The sequence below is a fragment of the Virgibacillus alimentarius genome (assembly GCF_017874635.1).
Classification (GTDB): domain Bacteria; phylum Bacillota; class Bacilli; order Bacillales; family Amphibacillaceae; genus Virgibacillus_B; species Virgibacillus_B alimentarius.
The window spans coordinates 116,407-137,899 of sequence record NZ_JAGIKX010000004.1 but is presented as its reverse complement, the minus strand read 5'-3'; the positions used below and the strand labels follow the sequence as shown (position 1 = coordinate 137,899).

Annotated in this window: 17 protein-coding genes; 13 read left to right on the top strand and 4 right to left on the bottom strand. The window is 39.4% G+C overall.

The genetic code is table 11. The features are described 5' to 3' along the window. Positions 1–266 precede the first annotated feature (266 nt). From J2Z81_RS04920 to J2Z81_RS04910, 3 genes are all read left to right on the top strand, one after another. Complete coding sequence (locus tag J2Z81_RS04920) at positions 267–1,364, top strand: carbamoyl phosphate synthase small subunit (protein WP_226370838.1); 1,098 nt, start codon at positions 267–269, stop codon at positions 1,362–1,364. Continuing rightward, on the top strand, positions 1,357–4,539 hold the full coding sequence (gene carB / locus J2Z81_RS04915; protein WP_029267093.1) for a carbamoyl-phosphate synthase large subunit: 3,183 nt from the start codon (positions 1,357–1,359) through the stop codon (positions 4,537–4,539). The genes J2Z81_RS04920 and carB overlap by 8 nt, the downstream gene beginning before the upstream one ends. A gap of 438 nt (positions 4,540–4,977) precedes the next feature. Then, on the top strand, positions 4,978–6,297 hold the full coding sequence (locus tag J2Z81_RS04910; protein WP_226370837.1) for a TolB family protein: 1,320 nt from the start codon (positions 4,978–4,980) through the stop codon (positions 6,295–6,297). 124 nt (positions 6,298–6,421) lie between these two features. Here J2Z81_RS04910 and J2Z81_RS04905 read toward each other — a convergent pair whose 3' ends face one another. Both J2Z81_RS04905 and J2Z81_RS04900 read right to left on the bottom strand, forming a co-directional pair. Beyond that, entirely contained in the window at positions 6,422–7,648 is a 1,227-nt protein-coding gene (locus J2Z81_RS04905; protein WP_226370836.1) for an amidohydrolase family protein, read from the bottom strand. Between the two features lie 3 nt (positions 7,649–7,651). Beyond that, complete coding sequence (locus J2Z81_RS04900; protein WP_051681377.1) at positions 7,652–8,746, bottom strand: hypothetical protein; 1,095 nt, start codon at positions 8,744–8,746, stop codon at positions 7,652–7,654. A 124-nt stretch (positions 8,747–8,870) separates the two neighbouring features. On the opposite strand from J2Z81_RS04900, the gene J2Z81_RS04895 reads away from it, so the two are divergent. From J2Z81_RS04895 to J2Z81_RS04860, 8 genes are all read left to right on the top strand, one after another. After that, positions 8,871–9,707, top strand: a complete 837-nt coding sequence (locus tag J2Z81_RS04895) for a deoxyribonuclease IV (RefSeq protein WP_226370845.1) — start codon at positions 8,871–8,873, stop codon at positions 9,705–9,707. A gap of 141 nt (positions 9,708–9,848) precedes the next feature. Next, a complete protein-coding gene (locus J2Z81_RS04890) occupies positions 9,849–10,037 on the top strand; it encodes a helix-turn-helix domain-containing protein (protein WP_029267085.1) in 189 nt (62 codons plus the stop codon). 73 nt (positions 10,038–10,110) lie between these two features. Next, entirely contained in the window at positions 10,111–10,830 is a 720-nt protein-coding gene (locus tag J2Z81_RS04885; protein WP_226370835.1) for a DnaD domain-containing protein, read from the top strand. Then, a complete protein-coding gene (locus J2Z81_RS04880; RefSeq protein ID WP_029267083.1) occupies positions 10,827–11,162 on the top strand; it encodes a replicative helicase loader/inhibitor in 336 nt (111 codons plus the stop codon). The genes J2Z81_RS04885 and J2Z81_RS04880 overlap by 4 nt, the downstream gene beginning before the upstream one ends. Next, positions 11,146–12,450, top strand: coding sequence for a replicative DNA helicase (gene dnaB, locus J2Z81_RS04875; RefSeq protein ID WP_226370834.1), 1,305 nt, complete (start codon positions 11,146–11,148; stop codon positions 12,448–12,450). Before J2Z81_RS04880 ends, dnaB begins: the two co-directional genes overlap by 17 nt. A gap of 188 nt (positions 12,451–12,638) precedes the next feature. Then, the gene (locus tag J2Z81_RS04870; protein ID WP_226370833.1) at positions 12,639–13,580 is read left to right on the top strand and encodes a LytTR family DNA-binding domain-containing protein; all 942 of its coding nucleotides are present in this window, start codon (positions 12,639–12,641) and stop codon (positions 13,578–13,580) included. A gap of 110 nt (positions 13,581–13,690) precedes the next feature. Further along, the gene (locus J2Z81_RS04865) at positions 13,691–14,530 is read left to right on the top strand and encodes an ABC transporter ATP-binding protein (RefSeq protein ID WP_319023821.1); all 840 of its coding nucleotides are present in this window, start codon (positions 13,691–13,693) and stop codon (positions 14,528–14,530) included. Then, positions 14,530–15,225: an ABC transporter permease gene (locus tag J2Z81_RS04860; protein WP_226370831.1), complete on the top strand. Its 696-nt coding sequence runs from the start codon at positions 14,530–14,532 to the stop codon at positions 15,223–15,225. The genes J2Z81_RS04865 and J2Z81_RS04860 overlap by 1 nt, the downstream gene beginning before the upstream one ends. Before the next feature lie 43 nt (positions 15,226–15,268). Here the strand turns inward: J2Z81_RS04860 and J2Z81_RS04855 are convergent, their stop codons facing one another. Together J2Z81_RS04855 and J2Z81_RS04850 are read right to left on the bottom strand one after the other, a co-directional pair. After that, positions 15,269–16,225 carry a hypothetical protein gene (locus tag J2Z81_RS04855; protein ID WP_226370830.1) on the bottom strand — a complete coding sequence of 319 codons (957 nt, stop codon included), beginning with the start codon at positions 16,223–16,225 and terminating at the stop codon, positions 15,269–15,271. A 334-nt stretch (positions 16,226–16,559) separates the two neighbouring features. After that, complete coding sequence (locus J2Z81_RS04850) at positions 16,560–18,143, bottom strand: peptide chain release factor 3 (RefSeq protein WP_029267070.1); 1,584 nt, start codon at positions 18,141–18,143, stop codon at positions 16,560–16,562. Between the two features lie 151 nt (positions 18,144–18,294). Here J2Z81_RS04850 and J2Z81_RS04845 point away from each other — a divergent pair, with 151 nt between their 5' ends. Both J2Z81_RS04845 and J2Z81_RS04840 read left to right on the top strand, forming a co-directional pair. Continuing rightward, a complete protein-coding gene (locus tag J2Z81_RS04845) occupies positions 18,295–18,618 on the top strand; it encodes a hypothetical protein (RefSeq protein ID WP_226370829.1) in 324 nt (107 codons plus the stop codon). A gap of 117 nt (positions 18,619–18,735) precedes the next feature. Next, positions 18,736–21,453, top strand: coding sequence for a UPF0182 family membrane protein (locus tag J2Z81_RS04840; RefSeq protein ID WP_226370844.1), 2,718 nt, complete (start codon positions 18,736–18,738; stop codon positions 21,451–21,453). The last annotated feature ends 40 nt before the right edge of the window (positions 21,454–21,493 follow it).

The following is a 21,493-nucleotide window of genomic DNA, read 5'->3' as shown; positions in this document are numbered from 1 at the left end:
GGATACTCAAGAGATTGAACCGCCGTATACGGAACCGTACGTACGGTGGTGTGAGAGGTCGACTAACCAAGTAATGGTTAGTCACCTACTCGATTAAGCACACGGCATGGTTAATAAGTTGGTGGTAAAGTCCGCTACAGGCAAACAAAAATGGATAAACAAACATTCTTGTCCAAGGGTGGAAACACATCATTTCACGACTGGAAGGTTTCTAGTTTACCTGCATGACTACTGCTAAAGAAAGATTATTTACGAGGAGGATATGTATGCATAAAAAACAACTGATACTTGAGGATGGCACCGTATTTACTGGAGACAGTATTGGCAGTGATTCTTCCGCTTTTGGGGAAATCGTTTTTAATACAGGAATGACCGGGTACCAAGAAGTAATTTCAGACCCCTCCTGTTGTGGCCAAATCGTCATGATGACGTATCCTCAGATAGGGAATTACGGAGTGAATCGTGAAGATTTTGAGACAGTGACACCATTTATACACGGATTTATTGCGAAAGAAGTCTGTGATGATCCGTCCAACTTTCGTAGTGTGGAAACACTTGACAGTTACTTAAAAGCACATCATATCCCTGGACTGACAGGGATCGATACAAGAAAGCTAACCAGAATTATCCGTCAGCATGGGACAATGAAAGCAATGATTGTTCCCATTGGAGAATCCGTTCAGGAGGTACAGGCAAGGATGCAAGAATCAAGCCTGCCAACGGATCAAGTAAAGCAGACATCCACCGTGAATCCATATGTAGTACCAGGTAGGGGGAAGCGTATTACAGTAGTGGACTTTGGGATGAAGCATGGTATTCTACGAGAATTAACGAAACGCCAATGTCATATAACGGTTGTTCCCTATAATTACAGTCCTGACCAAATGGTGCGATTAAACCCGGATGGCATCGTGTTAACAAACGGCCCAGGTAATCCAAAAGACGTACCGGAAGCTATTCATATGATCAAACAAATCATTGGTAGGATTCCGATATTCGGTATCTCCTTGGGACATCAGTTGTTAGCATTAGCATGTGGTGCAGATACAGAGAAAATGAAATTTGGGCATGGGGGAGGAAATTATCCCGTGAAGGATGTGGCGACGGGGAGAACCTACATTACTTCTCAGAACCATGGTTATGCAGTAAAAGAGGCCTCTTTGGCTCACACAGATTTAGTACTAACTCATATCGCCATTAATGACAATACGGTGGCAGGAATAAAGCATCAAGACTATCCAGCATTTTCTGTACAATTCTATCCTGAAAGCGCACCAGGACCTGAGGATACAAGTTATTTATTTGATACATTTATCGAAAAGCTAGAAGACAATCCAGCAAAGGGGGAGCATACACATGCCTAAAAATACAGAAATACAGAAAATTCTCGTGATCGGCTCAGGTCCCATTGTCATTGGACAGGCTGCTGAATTTGATTATTCCGGTACGCAAGCCTGTCAAGCACTGAAAGAAGAAGGATATACGGTTATCTTAGCTAACTCTAATCCAGCCACTATCATGACAGACCATACCGTGGCGGATAAAGTATATATGGAGCCATTAAATGTCGACTTTCTTACGAAAATTATCCGTGTGGAACAACCGGACGCTCTACTTCCTACACTTGGTGGACAAACAGGATTGAACTTAGCTGTTGCGCTTGAGGAAAAAGGGATATTAGAAGAATATGATGTAAACCTATTAGGTACGTCATTAGAAGCAATTCAACAGGCGGAGGACCGTGACAAATTCAGAAATTTAATGCGCCAATTAAATGAGCCTGTACCAGATAGTCAGATTGTTCACACAGTGGAGGAGGCATGTGAATTTGCTGAGCAAATTGGTTTTCCACTCATTGTTCGACCAGCATACACGCTTGGTGGAACAGGCGGAGGAATGTGTGATGACCTTTCTCAACTAAAGGCGATTACGAGAAATGGTTTGGCACTCTCTCCCGTAAACCAATGTTTAATTGAAAAAAATATTGCCGGCTTTAAAGAAATTGAATATGAAGTAATGCGGGATAAAAAAGATCAAGCGATTGTTGTATGTAATATGGAGAATGTGGATCCTGTTGGTATCCATACAGGGGATTCCATTGTGGTCGCCCCTTCGCAAACCTTAAGTGACCGGGAGCATCAATTGCTAAGAAACGCATCATTAAAAATAATACGTGCTTTGGAAATTGAAGGAGGATGTAATGTACAACTGGCCCTTGATCCAAATAGCTTCCAGTACTATATTATCGAGGTAAATCCAAGGGTAAGCAGATCTTCTGCACTTGCATCCAAGGCTACGGGTTATCCAATTGCAAAAATGGCTGCAAAGATAGCGATCGGATTGAGTTTGGATGAGATTATTAATCCAATTACCGGTAAAACATACGCCTGTTACGAACCAGCGCTTGATTATGTTGTTTCCAAACTTCCTCGTTTTCCATTTGACAAATTTATTACCGGAGATCGTTGTCTTGGTACGCAAATGAAAGCAACAGGGGAAGTAATGGCAATTGGACGAAATTTTGAAGAATCTCTATTAAAAGGAATCCGATCATTAGATAGTGGAACGGAATCGCTTTTCATAGAATCTATCGCACAACTTTCCAAAGAATCTCTCATTGAACGTTTAATAAAGGCTGATGACGAGCGGATCTTTGTATTAGCGGAAGCTTTAAGAAGGGGAATGACCATTGAAGAATTATTTCAACATACAAAGATAGATCGATTTTTCCTCCATAAATTACGTGGATTAATTAAAATGGAGAAAGAATTAGAAGATCGTCCAAATAATTACGATCTCTTGAAGGAAGCGAAAAAACGTGGATTTTCAGATGATCATATTGCTCAGTTGTGGAGTTGTTCCATTGACGAAGTCTATCAAATTCGAAAAGATAATCAGTTCATCCCTGTCTATAAAATGGTTGATACATGTGCAGCTGAATTTGAATCAGAAACGCCTTATTTTTACAGTACCTATGAGGAAGAAAATGAGTCTGTTATTACACCGCGAAAAAAAGTGCTTGTGTTAGGCTCTGGTCCAATTCGGATAGGACAGGGAATTGAATTCGATTATGCCACTGTACATTCTATCTTTGCCATTAAAGAAATGGGCTATGAAGCAATCATTATGAATAACAACCCAGAAACAGTTTCAACCGACTTCAGCATTTCAGATAAGCTATACTTTGAACCACTAACGTTGGAAGATGTGATGCACGTCGTTGAATTGGAGCAACCGGAAGGGGTCATTGTACAGTTTGGTGGACAAACTGCTATTAATCTCGCAGCAGGGCTCAAACGAAGAGGAGTAAGAATCTTAGGTACAAGTTTAGAAGCGATTGATCGGGCGGAGGATCGTGATAAATTCGAATTATTACTGGAAGACCTTCATTTGCTAAGACCAAAAGGAAAAGCTGTTCTTAACTTATCGGAAGCGACAGCAGTTGCGAACTCCATCGGTTATCCTGTGCTTGTACGACCATCCTATGTGATAGGTGGCAGCAGAATGGAGATCGTTTATAATGATGACGAATTGCAGGCATATTTAATAAAGACAGAGAGTATAACGGATGAACATCCGATCCTTATTGATAAATATTTAACGGGCATTGAAGTGGAAGTAGATGCAATAAGTGATGGGGAGACAACCATTGTGCCGGGAATTATGGAACATATTGAACGTGCCGGCGTGCATTCTGGTGATTCGATTGCGGTATATCCACCTCAACGCCTAAGCGAGAATGTGAAGCAGCGATGTTTAGAAGCAGCTACTAAGTTAGCCCAGGCATTAGAGGTAAAAGGATTAATCAATATTCAATTTATCATCCGTGACGAAGAAGTATATGTACTGGAAGTAAACCCGCGCGCAAGCCGAACGATTCCTTTTTTAAGCAAAATAACTGGTGTAACGATGGCAAATATTGCAGCGAAGTGCATTTTGGGTGAAAAACTGGAAGACTTAGGATACCGTACAGGAATCCTGCCCGAAGACGATCAAGTATCTGTTAAGATGCCGGTATTTTCCTTTGAAAAATTACGGAGTGTCGATACAACACTCGGGCCAGAGATGAAGTCTACTGGTGAAGCGATAGGTTATGATAAAACGCTCGAAAAAGCATTATATAAAGGGTTAATTGCCGCTGGATTGACTGTTCCGTATGAAGGAGCTGTTCTACTGACTGTAGCAGATAAGGACAAAGAGGAAGTACGGAGCGTAGCAGAGCGTTTTCATGAACTTGGATTTCAATTGTACGCAACAGAGGGGACAGCAGCATACTTGCGGCAATTCGGTATTTTGGTAACAGAGGTAGGAAAAATCGGGGCAGATGATCCAAATGTATTGTCAATCATTGAAAACGGAAATGTACAGTTTGTTGTTAATACATTAACTTCTGGTACAAAGCCGCGCTCTGACGGATTCCGAATCAGAAGAGAAGCAGTTGAACACGGGATCGCTTGCTTGACTAACCTAGATACTGCAAATGCCATTCTAAATGTGATTGATTCCACTACGTTTAGTGCTAAACCAATCATAAAATAGATACTGATTTCTTATACTTGTGTGAAAGGGATCACTCCATATTGTTGCATAAGAGGAAGCAAAAACGTTCAGAATTTATTCTGAGCGTTTTTGCTTGCAGTGGATTCTTTACATATGAAGAGAGAAATAGAATGATAAGAAGAGAAATAAGGATCTCGGATGCAGAAGAATTCGCCTGCTTCATACAGCAAGTAGAGAAAAATGCGGATTAAATGTTGTGGGAGGGAGGAGAAAGAAATGTCACCCTCGAACAACAACGAGAGATGATGAACCGTTTTTGGTGGGGGATGTGATGGCTTTTGGCGAAATGCAAAAAGAAACAAACACACAACCTGTTTATGTATAAATGGGGAGTACGTTGATGAGTATGATAAGTCAAAGCTCATCGGATCCTAATTTTCATTTGGAAGCAGGCTAATAGAAAAGGGGGAATAAATCATGCAAAGAAGTCGCCTGATTAAAACACTTATCGGAGTTGTTGCACTCCTGTTCGTGATTTCACTGTTGTATGGATTTTTTCGGGATGATGATCCATATAAGTATTTTACCGGAATGGGCAAAGGTATTTCCATCTCGCCCGATGATCAAACGCTAGCATTCTCTTATTATACGGATGGAAAAGAAGCAATTTATACTGCCAATATGGACGGTTCCAATATTGAAAAAATAACACAGTCGGAGGGAAAACGTCTGCATCATCCTGCATATTCACTGGACGGAAAGCATTTACTGTATTTGTCCGAAAATGAAGATGGTATTCATTCGTTATTCATCGCGAATCACGATGGCAGCGAGGCTAGACAACTCAGTAACGAAGACAGCCATATAAAAGATGCAGTTTTTTCACCAGCAGATGAGACCATCTACTATATTGCAATGAATGCAAAGGATTTTAAAAAAGAACCAGGTGAAACAAGTGAAGGATTTGATTTGTTTTCGACGGACCTAGGCGGCAAAGAAAAGAAGCAATTAACAGATAAAGATAGATTTTCCATGAATCATCTCTCGGTTTCCCCCGATGGAGAACATGTTTATTTTAGTGCGTTTGATGGAAATAAGGAAGTCCTTCGCTCCTTTTCTGTTACAGATGAAAAGGTGGACCAAACCATGATGCCGCGTGGTCGATCAAGGGATAATTCTGTTTATAATGCTCAACTCTCCCCAGGTGGAAAGAAATTCGCATTCACAACGGTTTCAGAGGAGTCGATGGAAAGCTCGTTATTTGAGTATGAATTATTTTTGATGGATAAAAACAGTGGTGATACAAAACGACTGACTGATTTGGGAACAGCTGTGGATTCTCCGGTGTTTTTTCATAAGCAGAATAAATTAGCGTTTCTGGAACACACGAACTGGTCAAGCGAACCAGCCAAGTACCGTTTACACACCGTTGATCTTGATAGCAAAGATATAGAAACGATTGATTTACAAATGCCGAATTCGCAAACTAGCAAGTGGTTAGCGAAAACACTGGATCAAGCTGTCAATGGGTATACGCTAGGCGTATTGTATATTATTCTTTTTGGATTGATTACGTTGTTGATTCAAGCTGGTGGGAAAAGAAGTGTTTATTTGCCGGCGTTCATTAGTTTCGGAATCGCTATCGCCATTTTCATTAGTAGTTTTGTTGTTGCAGTAATAGGCAATCCATGGATTGGGATTGGACTTGGTATGCTTGCAGCTTTTGTATTTGTTTTTTCTGTGATGATATGGATCTTTGCAATTGTGATCAAGCGTGCTGTCAGAAGGAGGGAGTAATCGACTGACAGCAATTTCTTGCTAGATAACACTTGGCGGTTCGCTGATAAATTCTTCCGAACCGCTGCATGCCAAATTTCGAAGCACAGAGTAGCACAGCCAGGGGAAATTCATCCCACTTATCTTACCTTTTTATGCGATTAATCACCTTTTTTCCCTTGAAATAAACGGCTTTTACTTCTTCTGGATCGGTTATTTCCAACCCAGGGATTCCTTTTGTTATTAAAAAGTTCCCATCCATTCCTTTTTTTAATTGACCAAATTGATTTTCTTTTCCCAACACTACTGCAGGATTAGCTGTGATAAGGGCAAGAATCTCATTTTCGCCATACCCATCTTTCGCTAATTGTTTCATTCCTGGCTGGGCAATTTTCATAAAGACATCTGTTCCTTGTAAACTATGATTTGGAAAGGGCAGCCAGGAAACATTCGGATAGGATGGCAAATAAGCATCTGTTGCAATAGAGAGAGGCACCTGATGTTGAACCAATTTTGCAATGTTTTCGGGGGAATTAGGTTCGAGATGTGTGCCGCCAAGCGGGGTTGCAATAATTTCAATGCCTCGCGCAGTTGCCTCTTCTATCTGCTCATCAGAAATTCCATGTGCATGATGGAGAACGTCTACACCTGCGTTCATGCACATTTGAATTCCCTCTTCGCCTGCGACATGGACACCAATTTTTTTATTGTATTGGTGATAAATAGTTACAATTTGCTTTAATTCTTTCAAAGAGTATATCATTTCTCCCGCTCGCGGAACCATCTCTTCTGTAAAGTTTGCGGGTGTTGCATTTATAAATAAATTTTCACCAGGGTATTCATTTTGTTTTGCCAATTGATGTACGTAGGATGGATCGATTAAATCCGATTTTTGAATGACTTTTGATTTAGTGATTGCGGAAAAATGTGCAAGTTCGCTAAAGCCGATTGATATACTGACTGCTGCAAAGGAAATATCCATCGGCAACCCCTTGACAACGCTGCGGTAATCACCCATGGAAAATGGACTCATTGGATGACCGCAAACTTGCTCACCTAGTGCAGTAATTCCTGATGTTAAGGCATTCAGCAAAATAGATTTTCCCGCCAGGATTTGTGTTTCCGCTGTGATCGGATACAAAGAAGAGGGGGCAAATTCCAGTAGATGGGTATGACAGTCGACGAGAGATGGTGTTAGTACATAATCAGAGTAATCTACTACTGGCAGTGATGGGAACTGCTTTTTGACGACAGACCATTGCCCAATAGAAGTTATTTTCCCCCCATTTATTACCATAGCCCCGTCATTGATTGTGCCCGTGTCGGTTACGGTTACGATTTTTCTTGCTCGGACTACATACGTGTTATTCATACATTACACCACCAGAAAAGGAGTTAAGAAATATGCGAGAATACATGCTGTAGCAACTCGGATGATCATCCCGATTAGTGCTGCATAAATTACTTCTCTTTCACGTAAATCTGTTGACTCTGCCCAAATTGCAGGAATTTGACCAAGAATAACGTAGATCGGCAGACCGGAGTTAGCTAATACAAAAGATCCAACAATTAGGCGTGGGTCGATATTCGCACCTAATTCTGCAAGTTGTGCTACAGCTAACGTTGGGGCAACTAGGAAAGAAACAATTCCTGTATCTGGTTCGATACTGGCAAGACTTAGAAAAGCACCCATTCCTGCTTCGATCGGATCCCAAATGCCGGTGAATTTTAGTATGCCAATGAAAATAAAGATGACCGATACTGCGGGAATGATTACTAATAGAAGCAGTCCGGTTCCTTCTTTTGCAGAAGAAAAAACGGTATCTAAAAATGTTTTCTTCGGTGTAAAACGAGGCAGTTCGCGAAGCTTTACTTTTTTGGTGTCACGGTAAATGGTTCTGGATAGAATAAAAGGTACAATAATTAATGGTGCAAATATAGCTAATACAATGAGCGGAAAAGCACTGATGCCAAAAATTGATAAGGCAATGAGACCCAAAACGAAAGTGGCAAAGGATTGCGGTGACTGAATCATTGTTGCAACGGCAATTTTTTGTTCTGCTTTGGTTGCGTTTGCTTTGATGAGAATAGGTCCAGCAATTTTTCCTGCAGCATTAATATCGCCAAGGATATTATACGAACTTGGAATGATCACAGCAGGATTAATTTTGAACCAGTGCATAATGGGTACAAAAAGCCGGATCAATCCGTCGGTAAAACCAAGACGTTCGAGTACACGTCCTACAATAACGCTGACAATGACAGCAATCCCAACTTCACTCGTCAGAAATGTGTCTACAACAACAGGTGTTACTTCTTTGATGATCGTATCAAATAGCTCAGATAATGATTTAGGAACAAGAAAAAGCAGAACAAGCGAAGCGAAAACAATCAAAATACCAATCACTTCAAACAAATGCCACTTTGACCGATGATGAGAAATATTTTCCCCTGTTTTTTGATCTTCCATATTAAACAATCCTCCAAGACGTTTATTATAAGGTATGTCACAACTAAAAATGTGTGTATGCCTATTTTTCATGAGTACAAGCAAGATGGGAATAATAAGTGGAACATCGATGGGAGTGAAGGAAATGAAATTTGGCAGCCATGTTTCGATTAGGGAAGGCTATCTTGGTGCTGCGAAAAGAGCAGCTTCGATGAATGCTTCTGCTTTTCAATATTTCCCAAAGAATCCGAGAAGTTTGTCGGTAAAATCATTTTCTAAAGAGGACGTGGCATTATGTAAATCATTTTGTGAAGAACATGGGATCGAATCCGTTGCACATGCTCCTTATCCGACAAGTTTGACACCTACAGATGAGGCGAAGAGACAAAAGGTGATTCAATCCCTTTTAAATGATTTAGAAATTACAGAAGCATGTGGCTCGATTGGTGTGGTTGTTCACTTTGGCAAGCAAATAAGCGCTGAAGATCCCCTTTTAAGTTATCAGCTTATGATTGAAATGCTGGATGAAGTTCTCGATTCATGGGAGGGAAATTCGCTCATTTTGCTTGAGAATAATGCAGGGAAGCCAGGGACAATTGGAACGACACTCGAAGAACTGGTGCAAATAAGGAATTTATGTGATTACCCAGAAAAAATAGGATTTTGTTTAGATACGTGTCACGCTTTTGCAAGTGGACTCTGGAACGGAGAGAACTGGGAAAAAGTGATGGAGAAAGGGATGCAGCTCGGCTATTTTGAGCATTTAAAAGTCATTCATTTAAACAATTCAACATATACAACCGGACTTGGTAAGGACCGCCACGCAAATATTTTTCACCATGGATATATAAAAGAAGCAGCGTTTCATCAGCTGCTAACGACCCCACGATTAGCATCTGTTCCATTTATTTTGGAAACCCCAAAAGAAGAAATAACACATCAAGAGGAAATAGCGCAACTGCAGAAAAAATGGGGAATGTAAAAAAATATAAATTTTTTTCTAAAAAGATGCCCCCTTATCTGTTTTCTTATCGATTTGTAAGGTAGAAGGTGTTAGGTTCTGTTTTTAACGGTTCTAAACACTTTCATCGATACATCTGATTGATAAGGGGGGAGACGTTCGATGGAACGACAGACGTTAACAGTTAAAGAGGTTGCGAAATATCTTGGTGTACACCGGGATACGATTTATGTCATGGTGAAATTAAAGCAGATTCCGCATATTAAACTCAGGAATCGTATCTTCTTTACAAAGGAATCCATTGATTTGTGGTTACAAAGCGAAGAAAACACAAACCTGCATACACGGTAAATATGGCAGGTTCTTTGTGTTTCTTTTTTATTTTAAAAAAAGCCGGTAATGGGCAGGAAGAGGGAGAATTTCAATGAATTATATTAAAGAATTAAATGCGTTTAGAGAATGGCTCTTGACAAATGAACTTTCAACGAGTGCAATTGCACTCTGGTATACCCTTATGAGTATAAACAATTCTGCAAGGTGGAAAAAACGTTTTAATGCGCCAAATGCAGTTGTTGGGCAATTATCCGGATTATCGAAACAAGGGATTCTTGATGCTAGGAAAAAGTTAATCGAATATCATTTAATCAAATGTGAAAGCGGGAGGAAAGGGAAAGCACCCATTTATGAATTTATCTCATTGGTCAACTCAGCTGACTCTTCGTCTTACGAAACAATAGGCGAATCCACTGACGAATCCTTGACGATACATAAACATAAACAAAAAGAAATACAAAGAAGAAAAGAGGAAAGGAAAAGCGAATCAATTTTAAAAGTGTATGAGGAGAATATTGGAGCATTGAGTCCACTTGCGTGTGATGAATTTTTCTCCTGGATTGAAGTGTTTGGGGAAGAGGTTGTGACAGAGGCCATCAAAATTACGGCGAAACATGGAGGACGTACATTCAGTTATATGGAAAAAATTTTAAAAGAATGGAAAAAGGTTCATTTAAACAACCTTAAAGACGTTTACGCTTATGAAGCAAAAAAGGAAACAAGCAGAAATAATACGATTCCATTTCGCAAACAAGGAAAAGGGAGCAAGTCATCGGTTTTCGATGAATTACGAGAGGAGGTTGGCCTGTGAATAAAAAAGAAGCGATCTACGTTCTGGAAGCAATTCGGGATATTTATCCAAAATTTGATATATCAAAACGAAAAGCGGAAATGCTTCTTCCACAATTAGAGCAGATGAATTATGCGATGGTGATGCAAAAATTAGCTACTTATGTTGCAAACAATCCATATCCCCCGACAATTGCTGAAATTGCTGCTTATAAAACGAATGAAAATGATCATTTAAAGCAAATGAAAATTTGGCGAAAAGAAGCCGATAAGGTACCAAATGAACTGAAACAACGATTTCACCAACAAATGATCAGTTTATTAAGGGAAAAAAGTCATGAAAGCAATCGTTAATGTTGAAGCAGAGCTATCTGTACTAGGATCTGTCCTTCTGGAAGGATCGCTTTTTCATACATTGGAAATAGGCGAGGAGCATTTTTATGAAAGAAGACATAAGCAAATTTTCGGGGCGATGAAAAAGGCGGCTGATTGCGGTGAATTTATCGATATGGTCACCGTCACAACCAATCTTGGGGAAGCAATCCAACATGTTGGAGGTACAACCTACCTGTTGAAAATGGCAGAGTCTGTAGCAAGTACCGCAAGCTTAAAGCATCATGAAAGCTTGATTTTTGAAGCATATCGGAATCGTGCGGCAAGGGAAAGTGCACTGGAATTTACCAAAAATCCATCTGAAGAAGGTTTGGAAGCGTTGATTGCCAGTTTGCAAAACGTTCGGGAAGTAGGAGTAATCAATCAGGAAAAAACGACTTATGAACATTTGCTTGATATTACAGAGGAGATGTGTTTTCCAACGGGTGAAGCATCTGGCTTTTATACCTCCTTTAATGACCTTGACGATATGACAGGCGGCTTGCAAAAAGGGGAGTTAATTATTGTTGCAGCCAGACCCTCTGTCGGAAAGACAGCGTTTGCACTCAATCTGGCAGCAGGACATGGACGAAATGGCGGATCATCCATGATCTTTAGCTTGGAAATGGGAAAAAAACAGTTATTACAGCGAATGATTTCACAAGAAGGGATGATGAATAGTCAAAAGTGGAGAAATATGGTATTTTCCGAGAAAGATTATGCACATGCTTTTCAGGCGATAGGAATGATTTCAAAATGGAAATTAGCAATCTATGATAACTTGCTTACAGTTAGCGCAATTCGATCTGCCATTCGAAAAATGATCTATGACCATCCAGACGAAAAACATGTGGTCATCATCGATTATTTACAATTGATCATTCCAACGAGTAAACAGGAACGGAGAGATCTAGAAATAGGTGAAATGACGCGTGAATTAAAACTGCTTGCAGTGGAACTGAATATACCGATCGTCTTGCTTTCTCAGCTTTCAAGAAGTGTGGAATCAAGACAAAATAAGCGGCCATTCTTATCGGATCTCAGGGAATCAGGAAACATTGAACAAGATGCAGATGTGATTGCATTTCTTTATCGAGATGATTATTACAATCATAAGGCTGGGGAGCATTATCCGATGGAAATTATCATTTCTAAACAGAGAAACGGTCCAACTGGTACAGTGGAATTGGCTTTTCAAAAAGAATATGGAAGATTTGTAGATCCCAGTCGGTGTGGTGGGGTGGTGGAGGTGAGTGGTGGTCGAAGATGAAACAGTGCTTTCCATTGGGATTTTTGTGCCCTGAGATCGAATTCAGCGATCCATACAGATTTAGTGTATGGCATATTTCATCCATGTTCAATAAAACAGAAATTTAGTGTTTTCATAGATCAGCGCATCTTTTTTCTTTTCCATGCTATAATAGCTAATATATTACCCGGGAAATAGGAGTTTTGGTCATGTCCGAGTGGAAAATACAAAATAAAAAACATGAGATCCTTCCAGCATTTTCGCTAACTGTCAATGATGCACAGCCAACTGCTATCTATAGTGATACGGAATTGCAAGGAGAGTTGGTACAAATTTTATATACTAAAGAGATTCCTGTGTTTGATAGGGAAGATGGACTTTATGAACGTCTTACAGTGGAACAAAATATCGCTTTTTATCACAAGTGGTTCAATTGTCAGACACCACTATATGAAATCCTCGTCATGTTTCATCTTCACCATTGTGCGAAAGCTGCTTTACATAAATGTACAAATTCGGTTGTCCAGCGTGTGTATTATGCGAAGTATTTTATGATGAATGCGGACAAATGTGTGTTCCTAGAGCCTGTGCACGGTGTGGATATACGGACAATGAATACATTTATTGAGATGCTTCAAGCGATGAAGGAAAAGAAAACATTCGTCCTTTTATTAGTAACAAATATGGAGCATGCGATCCTTCTTGGCGATATTGCCTATAAATTGCAGGAACATGGATTACATGCTTTTGAAACGGATGCACAGGATGAGGAGAAGATTGGTAATCAACCAAGTGTATCGCCTCAAGTAGAAAATCTATTTAAAATTCCTGCTAAAGTTGGGGATAAGGTCATTTTATTTGATCCACCGGAAATTGATTATATTGAAAGTCAGGATGGAAAGTCACTTCTTGTGATTGATAATGAATCATTTACAATGGATGCAACGTTAGGAGAAATGGAAAAACAACTACAAATGTATGGTTTCTTCCGCTGCCACCGCTCTTACATTGTCAATTTGCAAAAAGTACGTGAGATCATTACATGGTCGAAGAATACATACTCCCTTCGAGTTGACAATAAAATCCAGTCGACGATCCCATTATCCAGGACTAAAATTCAGGATATTCAGGAGATTTTTAACCTTAAATAAGTACCATTTAACCTTCCGTATCTACATTTCACCTTGATATGGCTGCATTTATAAAGTAGTCAACGTATATTGGATGTAGATTAATGAGGGAGGTAATATATTTGGAAAATGTGGTTCAAGTAAACGGATTACGGAAAGTTTTTCATGAAAATATTGCAATGGATGATGTGCATTTCAATGTTAAAAAAGGGGAAATATTTGGATTACTTGGTCCTAGTGGATCGGGTAAAACAACGACAATAAAAATTTTAACGGGTGAACTAAAACCGTCAAGTGGGGATATCGAAGTTTTAGGTATGAAATCGGATATGTTTCAAACAGCATCTTTTCAATCACAAATTGGGATTCTATCGGATAATAGTGCCCTCTATGAACGTTTGACTGTTTATGATAATTTGAAATTATTTTGTAAATTATATAGTGCACCCCTTCAGCAAATTGCTGTGACATTACGGGAAGTAAACATGGAAAAAGAAGGGGGAAAAGTTGTATCTAAACTGTCAAAAGGAATGAAACAACGTGTTCTGTTGGCAAAAGCATTGATTCATCAGCCGAAGCTCGTCTTTCTTGATGAACCGACATCTGCACTTGATCCGGGAAATGCAGCTTATATACACCGGGGATTACAAAAACTGAATGAAGCAGGAACGACTATTTTGCTAACAACGCATAATATGGAAGAAGCAACGGAATTATGTGATCGAGTAGCCTTTCTTGATCAAGGAAAGATTCAAGAAATGGATAATCCGGATGCACTGCGTTATAAATATTCGACGCATAATTTTCATATCGAAACGGTTGAAGGTAAGAAATTGGTTATGATCAATGATGTGAAAAGTGCCGATAAAATTGGACAGATGATTGCTGACGGGCAGGTCAAAACGATGCATACCGACCATCCTACACTTGGTCAAATTTTCTTAAAACTAACTGGAAAGGAGCTCGTCTAATGCATCTCCAGCGAATTCACGCCATTTTTGAAAAAGACATGAAAGATTTTATGAAAAATACGATGATGCTATTAATGCCTATTGTACCAATTATTCTTGCCTTTTTTTATCGTCAAATGGGCCTTGGTGAAGAGATGCCCGTAATGATGGGGTATATCATCGTAGGTGTAACTTATTCAGCAGTCACTGCGAATTGTATAATGGCAATGATGGCAGAGGAAAATGAAAAGAAAACCTTACGAGGCCTAATCATGTCACCAGCTTCCTTTCTAGACGTAATTATTGGCAAAAGCCTTGTAACTGGTTTTATGACGCTGATCACGTTGGTTTTGTCACTGCTCATTTTGGGAATCGACTCATTCTTAAACACGCGGGCGATCCTTGGCTTGGTTCTATTATTCTTATTCTTTTTATTTTTAGGTATTGGCGTAGGACTTTTTGCAAAATCCATTAGTACAGTTTCCGTATATGTTATGCCGATCATGTTTTTATTTGGATTTACGCCGATGATTGAATTAATGGGTCTTAGTGAGGACAATTTGGTGAAAAAAATCCTGGATCTATTTCCAATCTCGCAGTTAATAGAGATGCATGATTCGGCTTCTTGGCTTCCACTTGGTATGGTAGGAATCTGGGTCGTTGCTGCTGCATTATTCATGTATGTATGCTTTATAAAAACAAGACAAGATGACTAATGGAATGGCGCTCACCTACAAGGAAGTGAGCGCCATTTTAAGATTATTTTTCTTTACTGGGATCATCATTTCCATTTGGATCTTCACTAAGTGTGAAGTTCACCCTTACAATGATGTTGTTCATCTCATCTCTAAGCTGTTGATACACTTGTTGAAATTCTTTTCTATTTTCGTCAGGATTTTCAAATTGTCCAATCTGACCCCACAAGGAGTGGACTTGTTGCATATTTTTATATAATTGCATATCATAAACCGATTGTGGAGCAGGGATAAGCACATTTGGTGATCCCAGATCTTCTAATTTTTTCCTAGCGTCGTTAAATGCTCCGTCCGTGTAGTTATCTTCTTGGATGGAATAGCCTATTTCATTTAAAGGAGGAGCAGCAAAATAAGTGATTTGTATAATACCTCTTTCAAGGTTTGTGGCTTCTTCCCAACTACGGTATTCGGATGGATCTTTCCCAGCAAGCTCCTCAGGAGGGTGGGAAATAAACATGTTGTAAGCAGTCTCTTTATGTTTATCTTCAGGTAACTCATAAGCTTCAGATTCTAAAACATCAATATAAGCATCGTAATAGTTCGTGATATTGGAGATATTTCCATCCTCGCTGACGATGCTGCGAATTGGATTCTCATCAACATCAAAGTAAATTCTTCCGTTTTCATCCATATGTTCTTCGACAATTTCTCTTTCTGTATGCTCATTCTTTATATTTCCATCTTCTCCAAATGGTGAGTCGATTGATCTTGGCTCCATTTCAGCTAAATGATCTTTAGCTAGATCCTCTTTAGTGAAATTCGCTTCATCTTGCTTTTCCTCGTTCTTTTCAGATGATACTTCCTTCCTATCAGGTTTCTCTTTTGCTTCATTTTTGGTTTCGTCGTTTTCCGCTTCTACCGTATCTGTTTGCTCTTTATCGTTTTTTGGAGAGTCAGCATTTTGCGAGCAGCCTGCAAAGAACAGAATCACGCATGCAAAAAGGACTAAAATCCGATACATGTATAACACCCTCCTATAAACAATTCGAAAAATTTTTATTAAAGGTAATTATAGCATACTACGACATAAAATTGCATAAAAATGGAAATCGTAAATAAAGTGTAATATATAATTTATAAACAATGGTGAGGGCGTATCAACCGGATCCCGTGCATATCGACCGCCGGAGTGAGTATATCAACCGGATCCCGTGCATATCGACCGTCAGAGCGAGGATATCAACCGGATCCCGTGCATATCGACCGCGAGAGTGAGTATATCAATCGGAGCGCATTTCTAGATGCGCTTATAAACAAAAAGCAGGACTACCCTATCGGATAGCCCCGCCACAAAATCAGGTCTGTTCATATTGATTTACTTCAAACAAATCAATCAATTCGATTTTTGGATGTTTATCTTGAAACCAACGCAGTGCAAAATCATTTTGAAATAAAACAAGGTAATTTCCTTCCCGGTCACGCACAAGCATATTCCGCTCGTCAAATAATGACTTATCTACCTGGTCCTGCTTTAGCCAGCGAGGAACGCGCTCGCCGATAGGATCCAACATCACGTCCACATGGTATTCATTTTTCATTCGGTACTTGAACACGTCATATTGCAACTCACCGACCGCACCTAAGATAAATGATTCTGTTTGGTCTCTGTAAAATAATTGAATGGCACCTTCCTGAACAAGCTGCTGGATCCCTTTGCGGAATTGCTTCGTTTTCATGACATTTTTAGCAGTTACCTTCTTAAAAAGTTCTGGCGGGAATTGCGGTAATTCTTCATATTCAAAATGATCTTTTCCAGTAACGAGCGTGTCCCCAATTTGATAAATGCCTGGATCATAAATTCCGATAATATCTCCTGCATAGGCTTCTTCAACGGTATTTCCGGATGATGCGACAAATTGTTGTGATTGAGCGAGCTTGATTGCCTTATTGGTTCGCGCTAAGCGCACACTCATTCCTCGTTCGAATTTGCCGGAGCATACTCTTAGAAATGCAATTCGATCCCGATGTGCCGGATTCATATTTGCTTGGATTTTAAAAATGAAGCCGGAAAAATCTGTCTTATCTGGAGGTATCGGGCCTTCTGTCGATTTTCTCAGATGAGGCGCCGGTGCCATGGAAATGAAAGTATTAAAAAAGGTTTCTACGCCAAATGGAGCTAGGGCGCTACCGAAAAATACGGGTGTCTGTTTTCCGGCCAATACCGCGTCTAATGAAAAAGTATCCCCGGCTTCTTCCAGCAGCTCCAGTTCTTCAGCAGCTTCCTGATACGCTGGATCAGATACCACATCCTGATGTTCAGCATTCTCAAGATCTTTATACGGGATAGGTGTTTCTTTTTCTTCTCCGTTATATTGAACAAATTGCTCCTGCTCTCGGTCAAACACACCGAGAAATCTTTTTCCCATCCCAGCTGGCCAGTTCATTGGATAGGTACCAATATCCAAAACCTGTTCAATCTCTTCCAGTAATTCAAATGGCTCTCTGCCTTCACGATCCAGTTTGTTAAAAAAGGTGAAAATGGGAATACCGCGCATACGGCATACTTTAAATAATTTGATCGTTTGCGTTTCAATTCCTTTTGTTGCGTCAATAATCATCACAACACAATCAACCGCAGTTAACGTCCGGTACGTATCTTCACTGAAATCTTCATGCCCAGGCGTATCTAAAATATTAATTTGATACCCTTCATAAGGAAAATTCATCACACTGGAAGTAACGGATATCCCCCGTTGTTTCTCGATCTCCATCCAGTCAGATGTAGCAAATTTTCCTGTCTTTTTTCCTTTTACAGTCCCGGCGGTACGGATTTGATTTGAGAGTTTTAGTAATTTTTCCGTTAATGTTGTTTTACCGGCATCCGGGTGTGATATAATTGCAAACGTTCTTCGTATATTAACTTCATCTTGCAAATTCATAGAAAAAATCCCTTTCATTTATCGTAGTTTATGCATCTTTTTCGTTTTACTTGGGATTATTTTACATTGGATTGATTCTCCTTCTACATTGGTTTACCCGAAGTAATCATACCATTAATAGGTGTGAAAATGCAGGTGTTAAAACTTTAGAGTGATAAAAAAACACAAAGAGAGGTCTTTTCCCATTCTACCGATTGTTTCTTTTATTCTATTCGTGATTGTTCGGATGTATACACTTTATAAATATAAAGAAGGACTGAAGCGCATCCGTCTCATCCAAATGGGTGGCATTTTACTCCCCTTTATTGCTGCCACAGGTGTGGCGACAGGATTGATTATGGAGGAAACTCGGATTACAGGGGAAATAAACTATATGTGGATACGCACGATTGTCTCCTATCTGATTATATTGATTGTCCTAGTAGGTACGATTATTCCCATGAATAGAATCATAGCGAACCTATTTAAAAAATGAAATTCATTCCAATTTTTTTCGGGTGAAATATAAAAGAAACAATGCGCATAATCTGTTATGATAGATAAAGAATATGCTAGGAACATAGGGGGGAGTTTGTTGAATTTCAAAGATAGAATGGCGAATCGCAGACATATGGAAAGAGTGAAAAGAATCGGAAAGCCCGGTGGAATTGTACTGGGGATACTTCTTGTGCTTGCGGTTATATTTATGCTTTCATTTCGCTGGATAACCGATTACATATGGATGGGTTCACTTGGTTTTGAAAAAGTCTTTACGACGATGTTTGGCAGTAAGTTATTGCTAGGTGCTATCGGTTTTGTTCTATTTTTCATACTTACTTATATTACGTTTGCCTGGATTCGAAAAACATATATCGGTCATTTCCACAGCAATATGTTGCCACCTGTTATTCAAAATAAAAAAATAAGCAGAATTCTTATGGTCATCGCTGCTCTATTTGTTGGTGCAATGGGAAGTTCCATCGTACAAGGAATTGGATGGGAACCGCTTTTGAAGTTTTTAAATCATGCTTCTTTTGATCAAAAGGATCCTTATTTTCATATGGATATTTCCTTTTATATGTTTATCCTACCGTTTGTAAAAATGATCATTTATATTTTACTCGGTTTAAGTATCTTTTTCTTAGCGATCGAAATTGGCGCTTATTCTGTTTTTCATATTTACCGGATGAGCCGTTCCGCTCAATTACATCTTGGGGTGACACTTGGAATCATCGGACTGCTGCTTGCTGGTATTCATGTTTTGGCGCCGTATGAGACACTTCTTACAAATAAGGTAAATATTTTCCAAGAGAGTGTCGTACACGGACTAAGCTACACCGATAAAATGATTAATATTCCAGCTTCATATATCCTGGCAGCTGTTGCAGTAATTGCGGCAGTATGGATGTTTATTGCAGTCAATCGAGGCAAAATTAATTCCATCGTGATTCCTGTTGGTGTCTATATCGTTCTTTTGATTGCTGGTCAAGGCGTATCGATGGCTGTTCAAAATTTCCTTGTGTCTCCGAATGAGTTTTCCAAAGAAAAGCCATATTTGGCACATAATCTTTCTTTTACAAGAGCAGCTTATGATCTGGATCATATAAAAGAGAAGGAAATTTCCGGTGCGTTTACACTGGATGAAGCGATGGTTGATCGAAATAAATTAACCATTGATAATGTTCGAATCAATGACGCTAGACCACTTCTGGATATTTACAATCAATTACAGACATTCCGTACGTACTATCAATTTAATAATATTGATATTGATCGTTACGAAATTGACGGAGAGTATGAACAGGTATTTGTTGGTGCAAGGGAATTAAATACGGTTAACCTCCCGTCCCAGGCTCAAACTTGGGTAAACCAGAAAATGAGATATACCCATGGATACGGTATCGCGATGAGTCATGTGAATGAGATTACGAAGCAGGGGCAGCCGAAGTATATGTTGAAAAATGTGCCGTCAGAAGGTGTAATTGATGTGAAACGGCCTCAGATTTATTTTGGGGAAGAACCTTACGGAAATGTGATTGTCAATAGTAACGTGGATGAATTTGACTATCCTGCTGGGGATGAAAATAAATCGACCCGCTTTGAAGCTGATTCAGGTATCCCTTTGCAAGGAATCAATCGGTTCTTGTTTGCACTGAAAGAAGGTTCATTCCGTATGCTTGTATCGGATCAAATTACAAAGGAAAGTCAATTACTCGAAACACGTAATATTATGGACAGGGTTAAAAGAATCGCTCCATTTTTTAAATACGACGATGATCCGTATATTTTTGTTCGGGAGGATGGCAGTCTCGCATGGATGATTGACGCCTATTTAACAGCAGAGAGTTATCCATATGCAGAGCCGCATAAAGGAAATGAAAATTATATAAGAAACGCTGTGAAAGTAGTCATTGATGCGTATACAGGGGAAGTGAATTTTTATACCGTGGATAAAGAGGATCCATTACTTGAAACATACAGTAAGATGTTCCCAGATCTATTCACCAATGAAATACCGGAAGACGTACAGCGTCATTTCCGTTATCCGACAAATTTATTTAAAATACAATCAGCAATGTATGGAACGTACCACATGTCTAATCTGGAAATCTTTTATAATCGGGAAGATTTCTGGCAATTCCCGACTGAAAAATACTTTAACGAAGATATCGAAATGGAACCATACTTTATAACCATGAAATTACCGGAACAGGATGAGGAAGAATTTATTCAGATGATGCCGTATACTCCAAAAAATCGTCAGAACATGATCGCTTGGATGGGTGTGCGTAATGACGGAGAAAATTATGGTGAAATATTTGTTTACCGTTTTCCAAAACAAAAAAATATCTATGGTCCACAGCAAATAGAAAATAGAATTAATCAGGACAGTAACATATCGCAGCAGCTCAATCTCTGGTCTCAAGGCGGATCAAAGGTGGTACGTGGGAATTTATTAGCCATTCCAATCGAGGATACGGTGCTATATGCGGAACCAATTTACATTGAATCTTCCAATGAAACATCTCTGCCAGAAGTGAAGCGAATTGTGCTTGCTTATGGGGATAACATCGTGATGGAAGAAACATTTGATAAGGCCCTTGAGAAAATGCTTACGCTCATCGATCCAGAAAAACAAAAAGATAAGGCTAAATCAGAGGAAAAACAAGAGGATGAAGAACAAGTTCAAGATATTACGGGATCTGAAAAAATATTACAAGATGTATCAAAGATGTTCGATGCATATCAAGATGAGTTATCAAAAGGAAATTGGGAAGAAGCTGCAAAAATTATGACGCAAATTGAAGAACGTTTAGGAGAAGTGGAATAAGAAAAGGAGAAGTGCTCACGTGTTAGGGAGCACTTCTTCT

Excerpts from the sequence above, each read along its gene's own strand:
- J2Z81_RS04920 (WP_226370838.1), top strand. The coding sequence starts at position 267 with ATGCATAAAAAACAACTGATACTTGAGGATGGCACCGTATTTACTGGA.
- carB (WP_029267093.1), top strand. The coding sequence starts at position 1,357 with ATGCCTAAAAATACAGAAATACAGAAAATTCTCGTGATCGGCTCAGGT.
- J2Z81_RS04910 (WP_226370837.1), top strand. The coding sequence starts at position 4,978 with ATGCAAAGAAGTCGCCTGATTAAAACACTTATCGGAGTTGTTGCACTC.
- J2Z81_RS04905 (WP_226370836.1), bottom strand. The coding sequence starts at position 7,648 with ATGAATAACACGTATGTAGTCCGAGCAAGAAAAATCGTAACCGTAACC.
- J2Z81_RS04900 (WP_051681377.1), bottom strand. The coding sequence starts at position 8,746 with ATGGAAGATCAAAAAACAGGGGAAAATATTTCTCATCATCGGTCAAAG.
- J2Z81_RS04895 (WP_226370845.1), top strand. The coding sequence starts at position 8,871 with ATGAAATTTGGCAGCCATGTTTCGATTAGGGAAGGCTATCTTGGTGCT.
- J2Z81_RS04890 (WP_029267085.1), top strand. The coding sequence starts at position 9,849 with ATGGAACGACAGACGTTAACAGTTAAAGAGGTTGCGAAATATCTTGGT.
- J2Z81_RS04885 (WP_226370835.1), top strand. The coding sequence starts at position 10,111 with ATGAATTATATTAAAGAATTAAATGCGTTTAGAGAATGGCTCTTGACA.
- dnaB (WP_226370834.1), top strand. The coding sequence starts at position 11,146 with ATGAAAGCAATCGTTAATGTTGAAGCAGAGCTATCTGTACTAGGATCT.
- J2Z81_RS04870 (WP_226370833.1), top strand. The coding sequence starts at position 12,639 with ATGTCCGAGTGGAAAATACAAAATAAAAAACATGAGATCCTTCCAGCA.
- J2Z81_RS04860 (WP_226370831.1), top strand. The coding sequence starts at position 14,530 with ATGCATCTCCAGCGAATTCACGCCATTTTTGAAAAAGACATGAAAGAT.
- J2Z81_RS04855 (WP_226370830.1), bottom strand. The coding sequence starts at position 16,225 with ATGTATCGGATTTTAGTCCTTTTTGCATGCGTGATTCTGTTCTTTGCA.
- J2Z81_RS04850 (WP_029267070.1), bottom strand. The coding sequence starts at position 18,143 with ATGAATTTGCAAGATGAAGTTAATATACGAAGAACGTTTGCAATTATA.
- J2Z81_RS04840 (WP_226370844.1), top strand. The coding sequence starts at position 18,736 with ATGGCGAATCGCAGACATATGGAAAGAGTGAAAAGAATCGGAAAGCCC.